Origin of the sequence: Streptomyces sp. NBC_01384 (genome assembly GCF_045040035.1) — a bacterium.
Lineage (GTDB): Bacteria > Actinomycetota > Actinomycetes > Streptomycetales > Streptomycetaceae > Streptomyces.
In genome coordinates, this window is record NZ_CP109559.1 from 7923528 (window position 1) to 7941409 (window position 17882).

The following is a 17882-nucleotide window of genomic DNA, read 5'->3' on the forward strand; positions in this document are numbered from 1 at the left end:
CGTGCAGTACACCGTCCACGACTTCGAAAGCGCCGCGCGCGCCGAACTCGACCCCGTGTACGCCGACTTCATCGCGGGTGGGGCCCGCGACGAGATCACCGTACGGGCCAATGAGGCGGCGTTCGGACGCCTGCAGTTGCTGCCCCGGGTGCTGCGGGGCAGTGCCGTACGGGAGCTGGACATCAGCCTGCTCGGCAGCCGGGCGAGCCTGCCGGTCCTGCTGTCCCCGACCGCCTTCCACAAACTGGTCGATCCGGAGGGGGAGTTGGCGACGGCTCGGGCCGCGGCTGCAGCCGGGGCCATCATGATCGTCTCCATGGCGTCCACGGTGTCCGTGGGCGAGATCGCCGACGCGGCCCGGGCCGCCGTCGAGGGCGGCAGGACACCGCCGCTGTGGTTCCAGCTCTACATCCAGCCCGACCTGGAGATCACCGAGGCACTGATAGGGCGGGCCACCGACGCGGGGTGCACCGCGCTGGTGGTGACCGTGGACTCCCCGGTGCTGGGCGCGGGCGAACGCAACCGGCGCAACGGCTTCCACGATCTGCCGCCCGGCCTGCGCTGCGAGAACCTGGTGGACCTGCGCGACGGCGAGCGCGGCCACGTACGCCAGATCGCCATGTCCCCGGAGCTGAACTGGGAGCACGTCGACTGGCTGCGCCGGACCACCTCGCTGCCGATCCTGCTCAAGGGTGTGCTGCATCCCGAGGATGCCCGGCTCGCGGTCGGGCACGGCGTCGACGGGCTGCTGCTGTCCAACCACGGTGGTCGTCAACTCGACACCGTGCCGGCCACGTTGGAGCTGCTGCCGGAGATTGTCGCCGCGGTGGCCGGGCGCATCCCGATCGTGCTGGACGGCGGAGTCCGGCGCGGCACCGATGCCGTCAAGGCGCTGGCGCTCGGCGCATCCGCCGTGGGCATCGGCCGGCCCGTGATGTGGGCGCTGGCCGAGGGCGGCGAGAAGGGGGTGCGGCGGCTGCTGGAGCTGCTGCGCGACGAACTCGACGACACGCTGGCCCTGTGCGGGGCGTCCGGACTCGCCGACCTGACGCCCGATCTGGTCCGCGTGCCCACGTGGGGGCCCGCGCCGGGCCCCCACGTGGCTCCGGGAGCGGACACCCGATTCGGCGGGGTGGTCGCGTGAATCCCACCGGATGGCTGTTCATCGGCGTGGCCGCGACTCTGGTCGCCGGTCTGCCGTACTGGCTGCCCAGGATCGTGATTGCGCTGCGGGTGCGGATCTTCACCTGGGTGGGCGGCGAGGAGGGGGTCCGGGCTCCGGGCCGGGAGGTGCCCGCCGAGGAGTTCAAGAGGGTGTACGGGCATCCGGCGGCGAACGGCCGCAGCCGGGGGGCCGCGCTGTCCGACCTGTTCTGGTACTGGCTGTCGCCGGGTCCGGAGGTGCACCAGGAGCACCTGGAGCCCGGCCCGCGCTACGACGACGTGGCCCGGACCACGCGGCAGATCCTCGCCGGGCTGTCCAGGGAGCAGTGGACGGAGCTGGTCGGCCGCTGCACCCGGCGGGTGCTCGACGAGCTCGACACACGCTCGGCCCGCGGTGTGCACGGGGTCAGGCTGCGCGACCTGATGATGCCCGTCTGGGCCGAGGTCTACTACGAGGCGGTCTTCCGGGAACCGTGCCCGCGCCACGTCCGGGACCTGATCACCGGCAACGCGGACGACGTGGTGAGCGCCCTGAAGTGCACCAGCCTCAGGCACATGGACCGGCGGGCCCGGCTCACGGAGTACCTGCGGACCCGGCTGGCGAACGACCACCCGCCCGTGCCGCTGCCGTCCTCGCTCACCGCGCGGGAGCAGGCGTACTACCTGCAGGGCACGTTCTTCAATACCGCCGTGGTGCAGATGTCGGAGGCGATGGCCCATCTGCTGCTCGCTCTCGCCACGCACCGGCCGGTCCAGGACCGCCTGTTGGCCGACGAGGAGGGCCCGGACTTCCTGGACCGGGTCATCAACGAGACGCTGCAGCACTTCCCGCTGTTCGGAGTGGCCCACCGGATCACCTCCGGGGAGATTCCCCGGGACGGGCAGGACCCCATCCCGGCCGGCTCCGTCTTGTTGTTCAACTACCCCGAGTATCAGGGGTCCGGAGGTGATCCGTTCGACCCGGACCGTTGGCTGAAGCCCGACACCAGGCCGTCCGCCTTCATCCCGTTCGGGGTGACCGCCAACCGGCCCTGTCCGGCGCGTGGTTTCGCCGTCCTCACCATGCGGGTCGCGGCCGAAGAGGTGCTGCGCGGCTTCCGGCTGGAGTCCTCCGTGGAACACACTCGTTCGCTTCCAAGTCGCGGTCCCTGCCTGCTCGTCCCGCGCACCGGTGCGGCGCCCGGGAGGCCGGCCCGCAGAGGGACCCGGCTGGCGGCGATGCGCCTTGCCGATCGCTGGGCCGCGGTCCCACGCAGCGTTACCCAGCTCGTCCTCGGCAGCTACATGGTGTGGGATGCGCGGCGCCAGGGCCTGTGCCGGAACTACTTCGCCGCCTCCTCCGGCGGCTCTGCCACCTCCGTCACCGTCGGACGTTGAGAGGAACGAGACCATGACTCCTGTGGAGCTCGCTCCCGCCTTCTTCCTGGCCGTCGTCATCATTCTGCTGACGTGCCGTCTGGTCGTCCTGGTGGCGGGCCGCTTCGGCCAGCCACCCGTGGTCGGCGAGATGATCGCCGGAGTGATGCTGGGCCCCTCGCTGTTCGGACTGATCGCCCCCGGGATCTCCGCCCACGTCTTCCCACCCGAGCTGAAGCCGGTGTTGTACGTGGCAGGCCAGATCGGCCTGGTGACCCTGATGTTCGCCGCCGGATACGAGTTCAGGGCCCACGCAGGGCGCGGCCTGGCGGGCACCGCCGTCGCGGTCTCCTCGGCCGGCGTGGGGATCCCGCTGGTGCTCGGCGCGGGGTTGACCCTCGTGGCCCACGGCCATGTCGGCATCTTCGTCGACGGGGTCTCGGTCTGGGTGACGGCCGCGTTCGTCGGTGTCGCCCTGTCGATCACCGCCTTCCCTATGCTGGCCCGGATCATCACCGAACGGGGGCTGACCGGTTCCCGGTTCGGCTCGCTCGCTCTGGCGTCAGGGGCCACCGACGACGCCGTCGCCTGGATCATGCTCGCCGGGGTGCTGAGCGTGGCCTCCGGCAAGGTGGAGCCCGTTCTGAAGGCCGTCGGCGGCTCCGTGCTGTTCGTGGCCGTACTGTTCCTGCTGGGACGCCGCCTGCTGGCCTGGATCGTGACCCGGCCGGGTCTGGGCGCCGACACCAGGATCCTGTTCACCGTCGCCATGCTGTTCTGCGCTGCCTGGTTCACCGACATCATCGGCCTGTACGCCGTGTTCGGGGCGTTCTGTATCGGGATGTCGATGCCTCGGGGCGAGGCGTCCGAACGGCTGGTGCGGATCATCCAGTCCGTGACCCAGGTCGTGTTCGTACCGATGTTCTTCACCTACTCCGGCCTGAACACCCGATTCGACGTGTTCGCCGACCCGTCCGTGACGGCGTTCGGGGCCGCCGCGGTCGTCCTGGCAGTGGTCGGAAAGTTCGGCGGCTGCTGGGCCGCCGCCCGGCTGCGCGGCGAACCCGCCTCGGTGGCCGTCCGGGTCGGCGCCCTCATGAACGCCCGGGGCCTCATGCAGCTGATCGCGCTCAACATCGGACTGGCGGCCGGCATCGTCAGCGAGGAACTGTTCGCCGCGCTGGTGCTCGTGGCTCTGGTCACCACGGTCATGACCGTTCCACTGCTGAGCCTGCTGGACCGCCGCGACGCCAGGTCGCGGTTGGCCGAGGAGGCACACGAGGCTGAGGCGCCGGTGGCGACATTGAACTGAGGGGGCGGCAGGATTTCCCGGCGTTCTTCCCTGCGGTGAGTGCAGTTGTTACGGGAAGCTGACGTGTCAGTCGAATCCCTACTGCCGCACTCACCTCATGGGCAACTCTGGTCCCGCCCTCCACCGACTGGTGGTCGTGGCGAAGGCCCGAGGAGTCGCGTATGAGCAGGCACACCAGGCGAAGGTCCCGCAGGTTAACGCCCGCGATCGCAGGAGCCCGCCCGGATCGGAGCGCCGCTCATTCTCCCCAGATTCTCCCCAGCGGCCTCGAACGCGGCCTCGATGCCTCCGATCCGGGCTGCACTCCCTCGCGGAAGCGCCTCGCACGCCGATTACTCAGAGCCAGTCCTTCCGCTTGAAGATGACGTACAAACTAGTGCAAACAATCGCCATCAGGGCGATCGCGAAGGGATACCCGAGCACCCAATGCAACTCCGGCATACGCTCGAAGTTCATCCCGTAGATCGTCCCGACCAGCGTCGGAGCGAACAGGATCGCCGCCCACGACGAGATCTTCTTGATCTCCTCGTTCTGCTCGAAGCCCGCCTCCGCCAGCGCCCGCATCTCCGCGTTCTGTTGCTGGGTGACCAGAGTGGCGTTCACCGTCAGGATTTCCGTCAGGGCCTGGCGGAAGCCGTCGACGCGTTCGCTGGTGTGGGTGACGTGGTCGGCGACGTCGCGGAGGTAGCGCTGGAGTTCCTCGTCGGTGCCGTACTTGGCGAAACCCGCCATCAGGCCGTGCAGCATGCCGACCAGGGGGCGGGTGGCGCGCTGGAACTCGACCATTTCGCGGGAGAGTTCGTAGATGCGGCGGGACACCTCGGGTTCGCCGCGGAAGACCTCGGTCTCGATCTCGTCGATGTCGTTCTGGACACCGGTGACGACGGGGACGTAGCCGTCGACCACGGAGTCGAGGATCGCGTAGAGGACGGCTTCGGGGCCGAGTTTCAGCAGTTCCGGGGAGTCCTCCATACGGCGGCGCACCGCCGACAGGTCCGGTGCCGCGCCGTGCCGGACGGTGATCACGAAGTCGGGTCCCACGAACACGTGCAGCTCGCCGAAGTCGACCTCCTCCGGCGCGTCCAGATAGCGCGCGGCGCGCAGGACGACGAAGAGGGTGTCGCCGTAGCGCTCCAGCTTCGGACGCTGGTGTGCCTCCATCGCGTCCTCGACGGCGAGCGGGTGCAGGTCGAACTCGGCGGCCAGGGAGAGGAGTTCGGCCTCCGTGGGGCGGGACAGGCCGATCCACGCCATGCCGGACGGCTGGTCGCGCAGCTCTCGGAAGGTGTCGGCGAGGGAGGCGGGGGTCGAGACCCGTACGCCGTCGCGGTACAGGGCCGCCTGTACGACGCTGCCGGATTCGACGGGTTCCGGCTCCGGCGGGTCGGCGCGAGGCACCGGGGGCGTCAGGCCGGTCGCGGCCGGTGCGTTCAGGGCGCGCCGCCAGACGGACTTCCTGCCGTTCTTGGCGGCCGGACGGGGGCGTCGCTCGGACATTGCGGCTGCCTCCCATGTCGCAGGTACGTCGCTGTGATCTCGGAGAAGGATATACGGGTCAAATGTCGCGGACGGGAAGGGGGGCTGCCGTCCGGGCGGGCGTTCCCGTGGAGGGCCCCGCGGAGGTCCCCAAGGATTGCGGACAGAAGGTGTCCGCAAGTCTCGTTAGCGTGCACAGCATGACGACGAAGACGAGCGGCAGGGACGGGAAGACGGTCAGCGGCGGGAGCAAGGCGCGCGGCGGCGAGAGTGAGGCGCGTGGCGTCGGCACCCACCTCGTCGCACCCGCGTCCGCACCCGAACCCGCGTCCGCACCCGTGCTCGCATCCGCGTCCGCACCCGTGCTCGACACCCGCGCCCTCAACCGTGCGACCCTCGCCCGCCAGCTCCTCCTGTGCCGGTCCGCCGGTCGCACCGCCACGGACGCCGTCCGGCACCTCGTAGGCCTTCAGGCGCAGAACGTGAAGCCCCCGTACTACGCCCTCGCCGCCCGGCTGGAAGGGTTCCGGCCCGAGGAGCTGTCGACGGCCATGGAGGACCGCGCCGTCGTCCGCATCGTGACCCTGCGCTCCACCATCCACACCCACACCGCCGACGACGTCCTCACCCTGCGGCCGCTCGTGCAGGGGGCCCGCGACCGGGAGCTGAACAACTTCCGCAAGGGGCTCGTGGGCGTTGATCTGGACCGGCTCGCCGCGATCAGCCGTGACCTGGTGGAGGCCGAGCCGCGCACGATGAAACAGCTGCGCGAGGAGCTGCTCGTCCACTGGCCGGACGCCGACCCGTTCGCGCTCTCGGTCGCCGCCCGCTGCCGGCTGCCGCTCGTCCAGGTCACCCCGCGCGGACTGTGGGGCCGCAGCGGCCAGGTCGCGCTGACCACCGCCGAACACTGGCTGGGCCGCCCCACCGAGCCGTCCCCGGCCCCCGACGCGGCCGTGCTGCGCTACCTCGCCGCGTTCGGGCCCGCCTCCGTCAAGGACATGCAGACCTGGGCGGGGCTGACCCGCTTGCGCGAGGTCTTCGAACGCCTCCGCCCGCAGCTGCTCACCTTCCGTGACGAGAACGGCGTCGAACTCTTCGACCTCCCCGACGCGCCCCGCCCCGACGCCGACACCCCGGCCCCGCCCCGCTTCCTGCCCGAATTCGACAACCTGCTCCTCTCGCACGCCGACCGCTCCCGGGTGGTGCCCGCCGACCTCAAAGGGCGCACCTGGGCGGGCAACCAGGCGTACCGCACGCTGCTCGTCGACGGTTTCCTGGCAGGTCTGTGGCGACAGGAGGGGGACGTCCTCACCATCGAGCCGTTCGGCCGGCTCACGAAGGCCCAGCGGGACGAGGTGGTGGTGGAGGCCGAGAGGCTGCTCCGGACGCTGTCCGGCGCGTCGGCGTCGTACGACATCCGCTTCGGGGCCGTGGCCGCGTAGGCCACGTACGTCACTCGAGCCGCGTAGCGCCCGTGCGTCCGTCCGGGGGACTCAGTCCGCGCGACCCGTCACCGCCACCCCGAGCCCGATCAGGGTGCAGCCGCCCGCGTGTCGGTGGACACCATGCCCATCACCTCCAACGGCCACCATTCAAGCAGGGGTCCCACAGTCCCGGACGGTCGCCGAGGAGCTGCACTTCGAGCGAGGCCGAGAGTGGGGGAGGAGGATGGGGGAGCAGTGGATAGGGGGCGTTGCGGGCCGCTCGTGGAGGCCCGCAACGCCCCCTGGCTTTTACCTGAGGGGTACTCAGGAGACTGGGGAGCCTTTCGACGCCGGTGACTGAGGAACGGTGACCGGTGACCGACGACTGGTGACTACGAGTTGATCTGCGTCGTCACCAGGTTCGAGAAGGTCGTCAGGCGGGTGTAGACGCCCGGGTAGCCGGCCTCGGCGCAGCCGTTGCCCCAGGAGGTGATGCCTGCGAGGACGCCGCCGATGAGCAGCGGGCCGCCGCTGTCGCCCTGACAGGTGTCGGTGCCGCCGCTGGTGTAACCGGCGCAGACCATGTCGGAGGCCACGAACTCGGAGCCGTAGGAGCTGGCGCAGCTGGAGTTGGACACGATCGGGACGGTCGCGGTGCGCAGCTGGTTGGAGGAGCTGCCGCTCTCCGAGGTGGTGCCCCAGCCGACGATGCGGGCGGTGGCGCCGGTCGCGTACACGCTGGTGTCCGTGGAGGCGACGTACGACGCGGGGGTGTACGACATCGACGTCGACAGGGTCAGTACGGCCACGTCGTCGCCGTTGGTGGCGTCGGTGTAGTCGGGGTTGATCCAGATCTTGCTGACCTTGCTGACGGTGCCGTTCGTACCGTTGAGGTAGGTACGGCCGCCGACGACGCGGACGCTGCTCGTGGTCTCGCCGACCATACAGTGGGCGGCGGTGACGACCTTGTTGGCCGCGACCAGGGTGCCACCGCAGAACTGGTTCTGCGAGGCGTCCGTGATCTGCATCATGAACGGGTACGCGGTCGTGGTGGTCGTCGTGCCGCCGACGATCGGCTGGGGGGCGGCGACGGCGCTCGGTGCGCCCAGGAGAGCGGTCGCGGCGGCGGCGGTGGTCGCGACACCGAGAGCGGCGGCCTTCTTGGCGCGGGTGAGCCCGAACATGGGTCTCCTCAGAGGTTGCCGGTGGGGGGACGCGCGGGTGTGGGGGGTGAGCACGGCGTCCGTGGGTTGACGCCGTGTGCCCGAGCGAGCGGCACGTCGCTCACGCTAGAAGGCGCAACGTTCCGCATCCAAGAGGGGAACCCCCTAGGGGAGTTGCGGGAGGGAAAACCCTTGTCTGTGGGACCTGGGGTTTAGTCCGGGGATCCTTCGACCGTGGGTGGGTGGGGGTTGCTCGCGCAGTTCCCCGCGTTCCTGAAAGGGGCGCGGGGAACTGCGCGATCTTTCGGGGTCTGGGGGCGGAGCCCTCAGAATTCACCCGTTCCGACGCCCCGCCGCCAACCGCACGATGTCCACCCGCGACCGTATCCCCAACTTCCGGTACACCCGCGTCAGCGTCGCCTCCACCGTCTTCACGCTGATGAACAGGCGCGCGGCGATCTCCCGATTGGTGGCGCCCTCCATGACGAGCGCGGCGACCTGACGCTCCGTCGCGGCGAGGGTGTCGAGCGCGGCGGGTGCCGGCGCCGCCGTGGCCGAGGCGGTCGGACCGGTCGCGGCCGCCGACTCCACCTGCCGCAGCCAGGGCAGCGCACGGCACCGCCGGAACAGCCGGGTCGCCTCGTCGTACGAGGTCGGCCCGGGCCGGTGGGTGCGCAGCCCGGCGAGGGCGTACGCGGCCCGGGCCTCCTCCAGGCCGTATCCCAGCTTGCCGAGCCGGTCCTGAGCGGCCGTCAGCTGACGTACCGCGGGCTCCTGTTCACCGCGTGCGGCCCGTACCAGCGCCTCCGCCCGGTCGAGCACGGCGAGCACGCTCTCGCGCCCGAGCCGCAGCGCCCGTGCCCGCGTGGCGTCGATGACGTCCTGCGCCTCGACCGGCTCGCCGATCCGCACCAGCGCCTCGGCGAGGTCGCCGTGCCAGCGTCCGCGGGCGGGATCGGTGACCCCGAGCCGCTCTTCCAACTCCCGTACCCGCCGCAACGACTGAACCACCGCCGGTGAGTCCCCGGACACCAGCTGGGCGTGCCCGAGGGCGCCCAGGGCGCGCGAGAGGTAGACCAGGTCGCCGTCCTCCTCGGCGCGGTCCACGGCCTCCCGGGCCAGTGCCAGCGCCCGGTCGACGTCGCCGCCGGCGGCCTCGGCGAGCGAGGTGAACATGGCGGTGGCCGCCTCGCCGATCCCGGTGTCGCGGGCCAGCCGCAGGCTCTCGCGGGCCAGGTCGAGCGCCCGCCCGCAGTGCCCGGAGCGCAGCTCGGTCTCGGCGAGCCCACGCAGGAAGTGCACCTCGCTCTCGACCATCCCGCGCCGCCGCACCTCGCGCAGCAGCGCGGTGATCGTGGTGCGTGCCTCGGCGAGCTGGTCGCCCATGATCAGCCAGCGGAAGCGGGCGGCACCGGCTCCGTTGTGGTCGCACGCCACGCGGGGGTCCTGCGGCTCGCGCATCGCCCGCTGGATGGTCGCCGGGGCGTCCGGGTGCCCCATCAGGGTCTCCATCTGGGCCTGGAAGCCCAGCGAGAGGAGTTCGTTGGGCCGGTCCCCGGCCCGGGCGGCGAGCTGGGCCGCGCTGGCGGCCTCCTCACGGGCCTTGGCCATCTCGCCGTCGATCAGCAGGGCCCGCCAGGCGAGTTGGTAGCGGACCAGGGCGAGCAGGCGGGGGTCGTCGCCCGCGTCCGCGAGTGCCTGCGGGAACACGGCGTCGACCTCGGCCATGGAGTTGCCCGCGGCGTCGATGACGACCATCCAGGCCCGTACCCGGTCCGCCGGCGCGGTGACCCGGCGGAGCACCTCGCGTGCGATGTCCCGGGCGAGGTCGGACTCCCCGGCGGTCAGTGCGTCCTCGGCCGCCTGCAACCGCCGCTCGTCCGGGCCCGGCACGGTGTCCGGGGGCGTGTGCCGGGCTGCCAGCAGCCCGAGCCCGGCGGCGACCGAGGGTGCGCCGCGGTCCCGGGCGGCGGCCGCAGCCTCCCCGAGCCGGGCGGCGACCTGCGGATCGGTACCGGTGGTGGCCAGGGCGAGGTGCCGGGCCCGCTCGATGGGGTCGGAGGCCGCGGTGGAGAGCGCGGCGTGGGCGGCGCGCCGCTCCTGGGCGCTCGCCTCCGCGTACAGGGCGGCCGAGATCAGCGGATGCGCGAACCGGATGCCCGGCGTCTCGCGCTCCGTCGCCAGCAGCCCGAGCGAGGCCGCGTGCGCGGTCTCCGCCTCGGCGTTCTCGCGCCCGGCGGCGCGCAGCAGCGCCAGCGTGGGGCGGGCCCCGGCACTGGCGACGAGCAGGGTGCGACGGGCCTCGGGGGACAGCGCCTCCAGGCGGCTGAGGACGAGCGCACGCAGCGAGGTCGGCACGGGCAGTGGTTCGCCGGGGCTCGGCCGGACCGGGTTCTCGGCGAGCGCGCGGCCCAGTTCCAGCGCGAAGAGCGGATTGCCGCCGCTGGTGCGGTGGATGTCGCGGACGGTCGTGCGCGGCAGTCCGGTGTAGCCGCGGTGGCCGAGGAGTTCGGCGACCTGCGCGCGGGGGAGCGGGTTGAGGCGCACAGCCAGGGTGTTCGGCGGGGACACGCGGAGATAGCGGTCGTGCTGTTGGTCCTGCGGCTCAGTGTCGGTGCGGACCGCGCACAGCATCCGTACGGGCATCTCGCCGAGCCGGCGCGCGGCGAAACCGAGCAGTTCGGTGCTGGCCGGATCCAGCCACTGGAGGTCGTCGGCGACGATCAGGACGGGGCCCTGCGCGGCCAGCGCGCGCACTACGGACAGGACCGCGAGGCGCAGGGCGAGGCCGTCCCGTTGCAGAGTCGATTCTCCGCGGCCGGTGAGCGCCGATTCGAGGGCGGTGCGCTGCGGGGCGGGCAGTCGGTCGGAGACCTCGTCCACCGCCAGGCCGAGGAGGTCGGCCAGCGCGAGGAAGGGCAGATGGGATTCGGACTCGGTCGCGGAGCAGCGCAACACGGTGCGTGCCGATTCGGCGCATTCCGCGGCCAAAGCACGCAGGACGGTGGACTTTCCTATTCCCGCGGGGCCGTGCACCAGCACACTGCCGCCGTCGGAGAGCTGGTCGCGCGCGCCCGCGAAGAGCTCCTCCCGGCCGATGACCAGGTCGGGGCGGGGTCTCGCAGGCTCCTTGAAGTCCCCTCGCACGGTCACCGCTCCCCTCGCATGGCGTGTCCGGGCCAATATTAGGCAATGGTGCTTTGAATTTCGGAGTCTCGGGGTGGTGAGGGAAATAACAGAGGGGATTGCATAAGGTATTTCAGGGCAGGCTTGATTGAATGGGAGTTGCCAGGAGAGGCCGGGGAGTGGCCGGCGCTCGGGAGTGCGAAGCGCTCAAAAGGGACGGTCGGGTGGTAAACCGTCGCGGGGCGACGGCGAAAAGGCCGCGGAGCGGGCAGAGCCGGGACGAGGAGCGCCGAAAGCCTGCCCGCCCTTACGGCACGACCCCGTCCGCCGCTACGGCAACAACCTCGTCCAGCCCTACGGCAACAACCCCGTCCAGCCCTACGGCAACAACCCGGCCCGCCTCGCAGCGACCACCGCCTCCCACCGCGTACGCGCACCCAGCTTGCGCATCGCCGAGCGCAGGTACCCCTTGACGGTCTCCGGGCGAAGCCCCAATCGCTCGGCGGCGCCCCCATTGGTCGCCCCGGCCGCGACACACGCGAGGACGTCGACCTCGCGCGGGGCGAGGCCGACGTGTGGCGCCCGGGCGTCGGACGCCGCCGCGCCGGCCAGCCGCCCGCACACATCAAGGAGTTCGGCCCTGAGTGCCGGGTCGACGATCCGCGGCGCCAGCGCCCGTAGCGCCCCGTGCGCCTCGCGCACCTCCTCCCACGCGGGCCCCCCGACGGCCGGTTCGGGCTCCCGCGCGACGGCCAGCAGCCCCTGCGCCTCGTCCCGGACGACCAGCGCCTGCTCCACGTCCCGGGCCGCCGACACGGCCGCGCCGAGCGTGCGGTCACCCAGCGGCTGGGCCGTCCGCAGGGCGCCGTACAACACCCCGCGCACCCGACGGCGTACGACAACGGGGACCGCGAGTACCGAGCACAGCCCTTCCGTCGCGACCGCCGTGTCGTACTCGTGGCTGATCTGCCGCGAGGTCGAGTAGTCCGTCACCGCGCAGGGCCGGGCGAGGGCCACCGCCTTGCCGCCGAGGCCGTTGCCGGACGACACGGCGAGGGCGCTGAGCGCGGGCGTCGCCGTACCGCTGAGTTCGCTGATGCGTATCTGCGCGCGCCCCGGCTCGACCAGTCCGCCGAAGGCGACCGGCAGCCCCGTGGCGCGCCGCAGCCGAACCAGCGCACCACGCATCTCCAGCGCCTCGGCTGCGTCTGCTGCCACCTGATCGCCCCTTCGTCGCGGCGTACCCCCGTTCGGGGGTGGTGAGGCCTCCATCACGGAATACAGGATGGTATGCGGCTGTGCGGCAACGAGGAGGACACATGACGGTGACGAACGGAGCGACGGACGAGTTCCGCGCCGCGCGGGACTTCCTGCTGGAGCACCGCGAGGACTACGTCACGGCGTACGAGGGTTTCGGCTGGCCCCGGCCGGAGTCCTTCAACTGGGCACTCGACTGGTTCGACGTCATCGCACGGGGTAACGACCGCACCGCCCTGCACATCGTCGAGGAGGACGGCACGCGCGCCGAGTTCTCCTTCGCCGCCCTGTCCGAGCGCTCCGACCGGGTGGCCAACTGGCTGCGCGCGCGGGGTGTCCGCGCCGAGGACCGCATCCTCGTCATGCTCGGCAACCAGGTCGAACTGTGGGAGACGGCCCTCGCGGCGATGAAGCTGCGCGCCGTCGTCATCCCCGCGACCACCCTCCTCGGCCCCGCCGACCTGCGCGACCGCGTCGAGCGCGGACGCGTCCGGCACGTGATCGTGCGCGCCGAGGACGTGGAGAAGCTCGACGAGGTACCCGGCCGCTACACCCGGGTCACGGTCGGCGGCTCGCGGCCCGGCTGGCAGTCGTACGAGGACGCGTACGCCGCCGACGCGACCTTCGAGCCCGACGGTGTCACCCACGCGGACGACCCACTGATGCTCTACTTCACCTCCGGCACCACCGCCCGCCCCAAGCTCGTCGAGCACACCCACAGCTCCTACCCGATCGGGCATCTGGCGACGATGTACTGGATCGGGCTCAAGCCCGGCGATGTGCACCTGAACATCTCCTCGCCCGGCTGGGCCAAGCACGCCTGGTCCAACCTCTTCGCGCCCTGGAACGCGGAGGCCACCGTCTTCATCCACAACTACACACGTTTCGACGCGGGCCGGCTGATGGCGGAGATGGACCGGGCGGGGGTCACCACCTTCTGTGCCCCGCCCACCGTGTGGCGGATGCTCATCCAGGCCGATCTGACGCAGCTGCGGACCCCGCCGCGCGAGGCCGTCGCCGCCGGGGAGCCCCTGAACCCCGAGGTCATCGAGCAGGTGCGGCGCGCCTGGGGCGTCACCATCCGGGACGGCTTCGGGCAGACCGAGACGGCCGTCCAGGTCTCCAACAGTCCGGGGCAGGAGCTCAAGACGGGCTCCATGGGCCGGCCCAGCCCCGGCTTCCGCGTCGAACTCCTCGATCCGGTGTCGGGTGCGCCGGGCGCGGTGGAGGGGGAGATCGCGCTCGATCTGTCGACGAAGCCGGTGGGCCTGATGACCGGCTATCACGGCGACGCCGACCGCACGGCGGAGGCGATGGCAGGCGGTTACTACCGCACCGGCGACATCGGCGCACGGGACGCGGACGGGTACATCACCTATGTCGGCCGCGCCGACGACGTCTTCAAGGCCTCCGACTACAAGATCTCGCCCTTCGAGCTGGAGAGCGCGCTGCTGGAGCACGAGGCGGTGGCCGAGGCGGCCGTCGTCCCGGCCCCCGACGAACTGCGGCTGGCCGTCCCGAAGGCGTACGTCGTCCTCGCGGCGGGTTACGAGCCGGGCCCCGACCTCGCGAAGGCGCTCTTCGAGCACTCCCGCACGGTTCTCGCGCCCTACAAGCGCATCCGCCGCCTGGAGTTCGGCGCGCTCCCCAAGACCGTGTCCGGCAAGATCCGCCGGATCGAGCTGCGCGAGGCCACGGCCGCGGGCTCGGACGCCGAGTACCGCGAGGAGGACTTCCGGTGAGCGAGCTCGCGAGCGAGTCGGTGAACAAGGCGGTGAACAAGGCGGTGAACAAGGCGGTGAACAAGGCGGTGAACAAGGCGGTGAACAAGGCGGTGAACAAGGCGGTGAGCGAGCCGTCGTACACCCATGGGACGAGTGCGACGACCCTGCTCGGGGACACCATCGGGGCCAACCTGGACCGGGCGGTCGCGGCCTGGCCGGACCGGGAGGCACTCGTCGACGTACCGTCCGGGCGGCGCTGGACGTACGCCCAATTCGCCTCCGACGTCGACCGGTTGGCGTACGCGCTGCTCGCCAGTGGGGTCGCCAAGGGGGACCGGGTGGGCATCTGGGCGGTCAACTGTCCCGAGTGGGTGCTCGTCCAGTACGCCACCGCGCGGATCGGCGCGATCATGGTGAACATCAACCCGGCCTACCGCACCCACGAGGTCGAGTACGTCCTCAGGCAGGCCGGTATCTCGCTGCTCTTCGCCTCCCTCAGCCACAAGGCGAGCGACTACCGGGCGATGGTCGAGCGAGTGCGGGGCAACTGCCCGCAGCTGCGGGAGACCGCCTACATCGGCGACCCGAGCTGGGACGCGCTGCTCCGGCGCGGGACCTCCGACCTGGAGGAGGAACTCCGGTCGCGAGGGAGCGAGTTGTCCTGCGACGACCCGATCAACATCCAGTACACCTCGGGGACGACGGGCTTCCCGAAAGGGGCCACCCTCTCCCACCACAACATCCTCAACAACGGCTATTTCGTGGGCGAGTCGATCGCCTACACCGAGCGGGACCGGATCTGCGTCCCCGTGCCCTTCTATCACTGCTTCGGCATGGTGATGGGCAACCTCGCGGCGACCTCGCACGGCGCGTGCCTGGTCATCCCCGCACCGTCCTTCGACCCGGCGGCCACGCTCCGCGCGGTCCAGGACGAGCACTGCACCTCGCTGTACGGCGTACCGACCATGTTCATCGCGGAGTTGGCCCTCCCCGACTTCGCGACGTACGACCTGTCCTCGCTGCGCACCGGGATCATGGCGGGCTCGCCCTGCCCGGTCGAGGTGATGAAGCGGGTGGTCGCCGAGATGCACATGGCGGAGGTCTCCATCTGCTACGGCATGACCGAGACCTCCCCCGTGTCCCTGCAGACCCGTATGGACGACGACCTGGAGCACCGCACCGGCACCGTCGGCCGGGTCCTCCCGCACCTCGAGGTGAAGGTCGTCGACCCGGTGGACGGCGTGACCCGGCCGCGCGGCACCTCAGGAGAGCTGTGCACCCGCGGCTACAGCGTGATGCTCGGCTACTGGAACGAGCCCGAGAAGACCGCCGAGGCCATCGACGCGGGCCGCTGGATGCACACCGGCGACCTCGCCGTGATGCGCGAGGACGGTTATGTCGAGATCGTCGGCCGCATCAAGGACGTGATCATCCGGGGTGGCGAGAACATCTACCCGCGCGAGATCGAGGAGTTCCTCTACGCCCACCCGAAGATCGCCGACGTCCAGGTGGTCGGGGTACCCCATGAGCGCTACGGCGAGGAGGTGCTCGCCTGCGTCATCCCGCGCGACCCGGCCGACCCCCTGACGCTGGAGGAACTGCGCGCCTTCTGCGAGGACCGGCTGGCCGGCTACAAGATCCCCAGCCGGCTTCAGGTCCTGGAGTCCTTCCCGATGACGGTGTCGGGGAAGGTACGGAAGATCGAACTGCGGGAGACGTACGCCGAGTAGGTGGTGCGGCCCACTCCCCGGCCCGCGTCGGGGGTCAGGCTCCGGTGGCGACGAGTTCGTCGGCGTGGTTGTTCACCGGCTGTGGGGTGCCCGTGAGGTCGAGGACGAAGAGGGGGACGCCGAGGGTGTCGGCGCGACGGCGGGCGTCGTCCGCGTAACCGGCGAGGGAGAAGTAGACGCACCCCGTGGACTCCGTCATGGCCGTCAGCCACAGACACTCCACGTCGCGCAGCGAGGCCGGGCGGACGGTCGGGTCCACCTGGGCCAGGACGCCCCGGGCCGCGAGGCCGATGCCGGACGGGGGCCGCTGGTCCGCCCTGCGGATGTCGCGGTAGCCGAGCCACCGCAGGTACAGCGTGGCCGCCGTCACGGCGTCCCGGGCGGTGCGGATGGTGACCGGCTGGAACGCCGGACGGGGCGTCGGGGCGGTGCGCGGCAGCGGGATGTGATCGGGGACGAGGCGGGTTTCGGCGGCGGGCGCGGGCGACGCCTCGCCGACGCGGGGGGCCGATGGCTCGGCGGTGTGCGGCGGGCCGTGCGGGGCCGCGTCCGGCTCGGGGTCCGCCGGGGCGGCGGTGCCCGGGGTGATCTGCGCGCGCAGGGGACGCCGTACACCTCGTACCCCTCGTACCGGAATCCGCAGCACGGTCCCACAGGGGCAGCCCAGTTCCGGCTGGGGCCACTGGTCCGCGCGGCCGCAGGTGCCGCAGGGAACCGTGACCCAGTCCTCGTCCCAGGTGCGGTGGGTGACGGGCGCGGGGTCCGCGAGGCGGTCGAGCGGGGGCGTGACGGGGGCGCCGCACGCGCACGGATACGACGGCGCGGCAAAGAGATGCTCGCGACGGCAGACCGGACACCGCACCGGCACGCTCTCGGCCATGGCCCACTCCAGGACGTCACGTCGGGACAGCGCGTCCATCGTCCTCCAGGCAGGGGGCTCGCGACAGCGAAACGCCCGGACATCCCCGCACCCTTCCCCTCTTCCCTCCCGCTGGGGATCGCGCTCCGTGCCCACCCTTGACGCCCCTCGGCACGCCACCTACATTGCTTCCAGATAGTAGAAGTTAATTTCCGCAATACGGAATCAAGCATCGGCGACTCGATCCCGATCCTCTGCATCACCGGCCAGGCGCCGACCGCCGTGATCCACAAGGAGGACTTCCAGGCCGTCGACATCGCCTCGATCGCGGGGCCGGGGACCAAGATGGCCGTCACCGGGCGTCTACGGCGTCGACCACGTCAAGGTCGTCGAGGGCCTCGGCTGCAAGGCGATCCGCGTCACCGATCCGGCGGAGTTGGGTGCCGCCTTCGAGCAGGCCAGGAAGCTTGCCGCCGAGTACCGGGTGCCGGTCGTCGTCGAGGTGATCCTGGAGCGGATCACCAACATCGCGATGTCCACGACGAACGACATCGGCAACGTCGTCGAGTTCGAGGAGATCGCGACCGAGCCGGGCCACGCGCCCACGTCGATCAAGACACTGAAAGTCTGACGTACGTACGTGTCACGTACCAGGGGGCGGCTCACCCAAAGGGTGAGCCGCCCCCGTGATGTCCCCCGTCGACATCCCCCGTACCCCCGTTACGAGGCCCGCCGCCCCCGTGCCGGCGGGCCTCATGTGCCGAGAATGTGCCCACACCCGGGGTGAATTGAAGCCCCTGAGGCAGTGTTCAGAGCTTGATTTGAGGGTTGCGTAGACGGCGTACGTCCGGTGGAGTACGCCGGGGCGCACGCGGCGCGTTCTCACTCGGCCAGGGGCTCGTGCTCCGACAACCCCGGCCAGTCGTCGGGACCGCCGCCCTGCCAGTCGATGATGTCGCTCTCCTCGACCTCGATCTCGTCCAGGTCGACCTCGGCCCGCCGCAGGATCTCGACGACGTCGTCGAGGTGATAGGCGATACCGAGCGTCTCGTCCCCCTCGGTCACGCGCCGCGATCCGTCCAGCGCCGGGGCGTGGAGGCGGTCCACGGCCCGCAGCAGGGCCGAGTGGGCCAGGCTGCTGTCGCCCTGCGTACGCGGCGAGGCGACGAGCTGGGCGACGACCGCGCCGACCGGGAGGGCCGCGCCGACGGTGCGGGCGGCGTCCGTGACGATGCCCATGTCCTTGTGGTGCAGATCGATACGGAAGCCGGGCTTGAAGTCGCGCTTG

At 71.3% G+C, this 17882-nt stretch carries 12 protein-coding genes and 2 pseudogenes; 7 read left to right on the forward strand and 7 right to left on the reverse strand.

The features are described 5' to 3' along the window. The first annotated feature begins 1 nt into the window (after position 1). From OG747_RS35940 to OG747_RS35950, 3 genes are read left to right on the forward strand one after another with little or no spacing between them, the layout of a single operon-like run. Positions 2-1144, forward strand: coding sequence for an alpha-hydroxy acid oxidase (locus tag OG747_RS35940; RefSeq protein ID WP_405883507.1), 1143 nt, complete (start codon positions 2-4; stop codon positions 1142-1144). After that, positions 1141-2541 (forward strand): cytochrome P450, encoded by a 1401-nt coding sequence (locus OG747_RS35945; protein ID WP_405883508.1) that lies wholly within the window; start codon positions 1141-1143, stop codon positions 2539-2541. The genes OG747_RS35940 and OG747_RS35945 overlap by 4 nt, the downstream gene beginning before the upstream one ends. Positions 2542-2554: 13 nt before the next feature. Further along, positions 2555-3832 carry a cation:proton antiporter gene (locus tag OG747_RS35950; protein WP_405883510.1) on the forward strand — a complete coding sequence of 426 codons (1278 nt, stop codon included), beginning with the start codon at positions 2555-2557 and terminating at the stop codon, positions 3830-3832. A gap of 336 nt (positions 3833-4168) precedes the next feature. Here the strand turns inward: OG747_RS35950 and OG747_RS35955 are convergent, their stop codons facing one another. Continuing rightward, a complete protein-coding gene (locus OG747_RS35955; protein ID WP_405883511.1) occupies positions 4169-5329 on the reverse strand; it encodes a magnesium and cobalt transport protein CorA in 1161 nt (386 codons plus the stop codon). A gap of 179 nt (positions 5330-5508) precedes the next feature. Here OG747_RS35955 and OG747_RS35960 point away from each other — a divergent pair, with 179 nt between their 5' ends. Continuing rightward, positions 5509-6753 (forward strand): winged helix DNA-binding domain-containing protein, encoded by a 1245-nt coding sequence (locus tag OG747_RS35960; RefSeq protein ID WP_405883512.1) that lies wholly within the window; start codon positions 5509-5511, stop codon positions 6751-6753. A 374-nt stretch (positions 6754-7127) separates the two neighbouring features. Here OG747_RS35960 and OG747_RS35965 read toward each other — a convergent pair whose 3' ends face one another. From OG747_RS35965 to OG747_RS35975, 3 genes are all read right to left on the reverse strand, one after another. Next, positions 7128-7919, reverse strand: coding sequence for a S1 family peptidase (locus OG747_RS35965; RefSeq protein ID WP_405883513.1), 792 nt, complete (start codon positions 7917-7919; stop codon positions 7128-7130). A gap of 312 nt (positions 7920-8231) precedes the next feature. Further along, positions 8232-11051 (reverse strand): AAA family ATPase, encoded by a 2820-nt coding sequence (locus OG747_RS35970; protein ID WP_405883514.1) that lies wholly within the window; start codon positions 11049-11051, stop codon positions 8232-8234. Positions 11052-11402: 351 nt separating this feature from the next. After that, a complete protein-coding gene (locus OG747_RS35975) occupies positions 11403-12242 on the reverse strand; it encodes a response regulator transcription factor (RefSeq protein WP_405883515.1) in 840 nt (279 codons plus the stop codon). A 101-nt stretch (positions 12243-12343) separates the two neighbouring features. Between OG747_RS35975 and OG747_RS35980 the strand changes: the two genes are divergently transcribed. Together OG747_RS35980 and OG747_RS35985 are read left to right on the forward strand one after the other, a co-directional pair. Next, a complete protein-coding gene (locus OG747_RS35980) occupies positions 12344-14023 on the forward strand; it encodes an AMP-binding protein (RefSeq protein WP_405883516.1) in 1680 nt (559 codons plus the stop codon). Between the two features lie 104 nt (positions 14024-14127). Then, the gene (locus tag OG747_RS35985) at positions 14128-15735 is read left to right on the forward strand and encodes an AMP-binding protein (protein ID WP_405885876.1); all 1608 of its coding nucleotides are present in this window, start codon (positions 14128-14130) and stop codon (positions 15733-15735) included. Between the two features lie 34 nt (positions 15736-15769). Here the strand turns inward: OG747_RS35985 and OG747_RS35990 are convergent, their stop codons facing one another. Further along, the gene (locus tag OG747_RS35990; RefSeq protein ID WP_405883517.1) at positions 15770-16654 is read right to left on the reverse strand and encodes a hypothetical protein; all 885 of its coding nucleotides are present in this window, start codon (positions 16652-16654) and stop codon (positions 15770-15772) included. Between the two features lie 289 nt (positions 16655-16943). Here OG747_RS35990 and OG747_RS35995 point away from each other — a divergent pair. Next, a pseudogene (locus OG747_RS35995) lies at positions 16944-17225 on the forward strand (thiamine pyrophosphate-dependent enzyme); the annotation flags it as partial. 251 nt (positions 17226-17476) lie between these two features. Here the strand turns inward: OG747_RS35995 and OG747_RS36000 are convergent. Then, positions 17477-17713 carry a hypothetical protein gene (locus tag OG747_RS36000; protein ID WP_405885878.1) on the reverse strand — a complete coding sequence of 79 codons (237 nt, stop codon included), beginning with the start codon at positions 17711-17713 and terminating at the stop codon, positions 17477-17479. Next, a pseudogene (locus OG747_RS36005) lies at positions 17690-17878 on the reverse strand (NAD-binding protein); the annotation flags it as partial. The pseudogene OG747_RS36005 and the gene OG747_RS36000, both read right to left, overlap by 24 nt. Positions 17879-17882 lie beyond the last annotated feature (4 nt).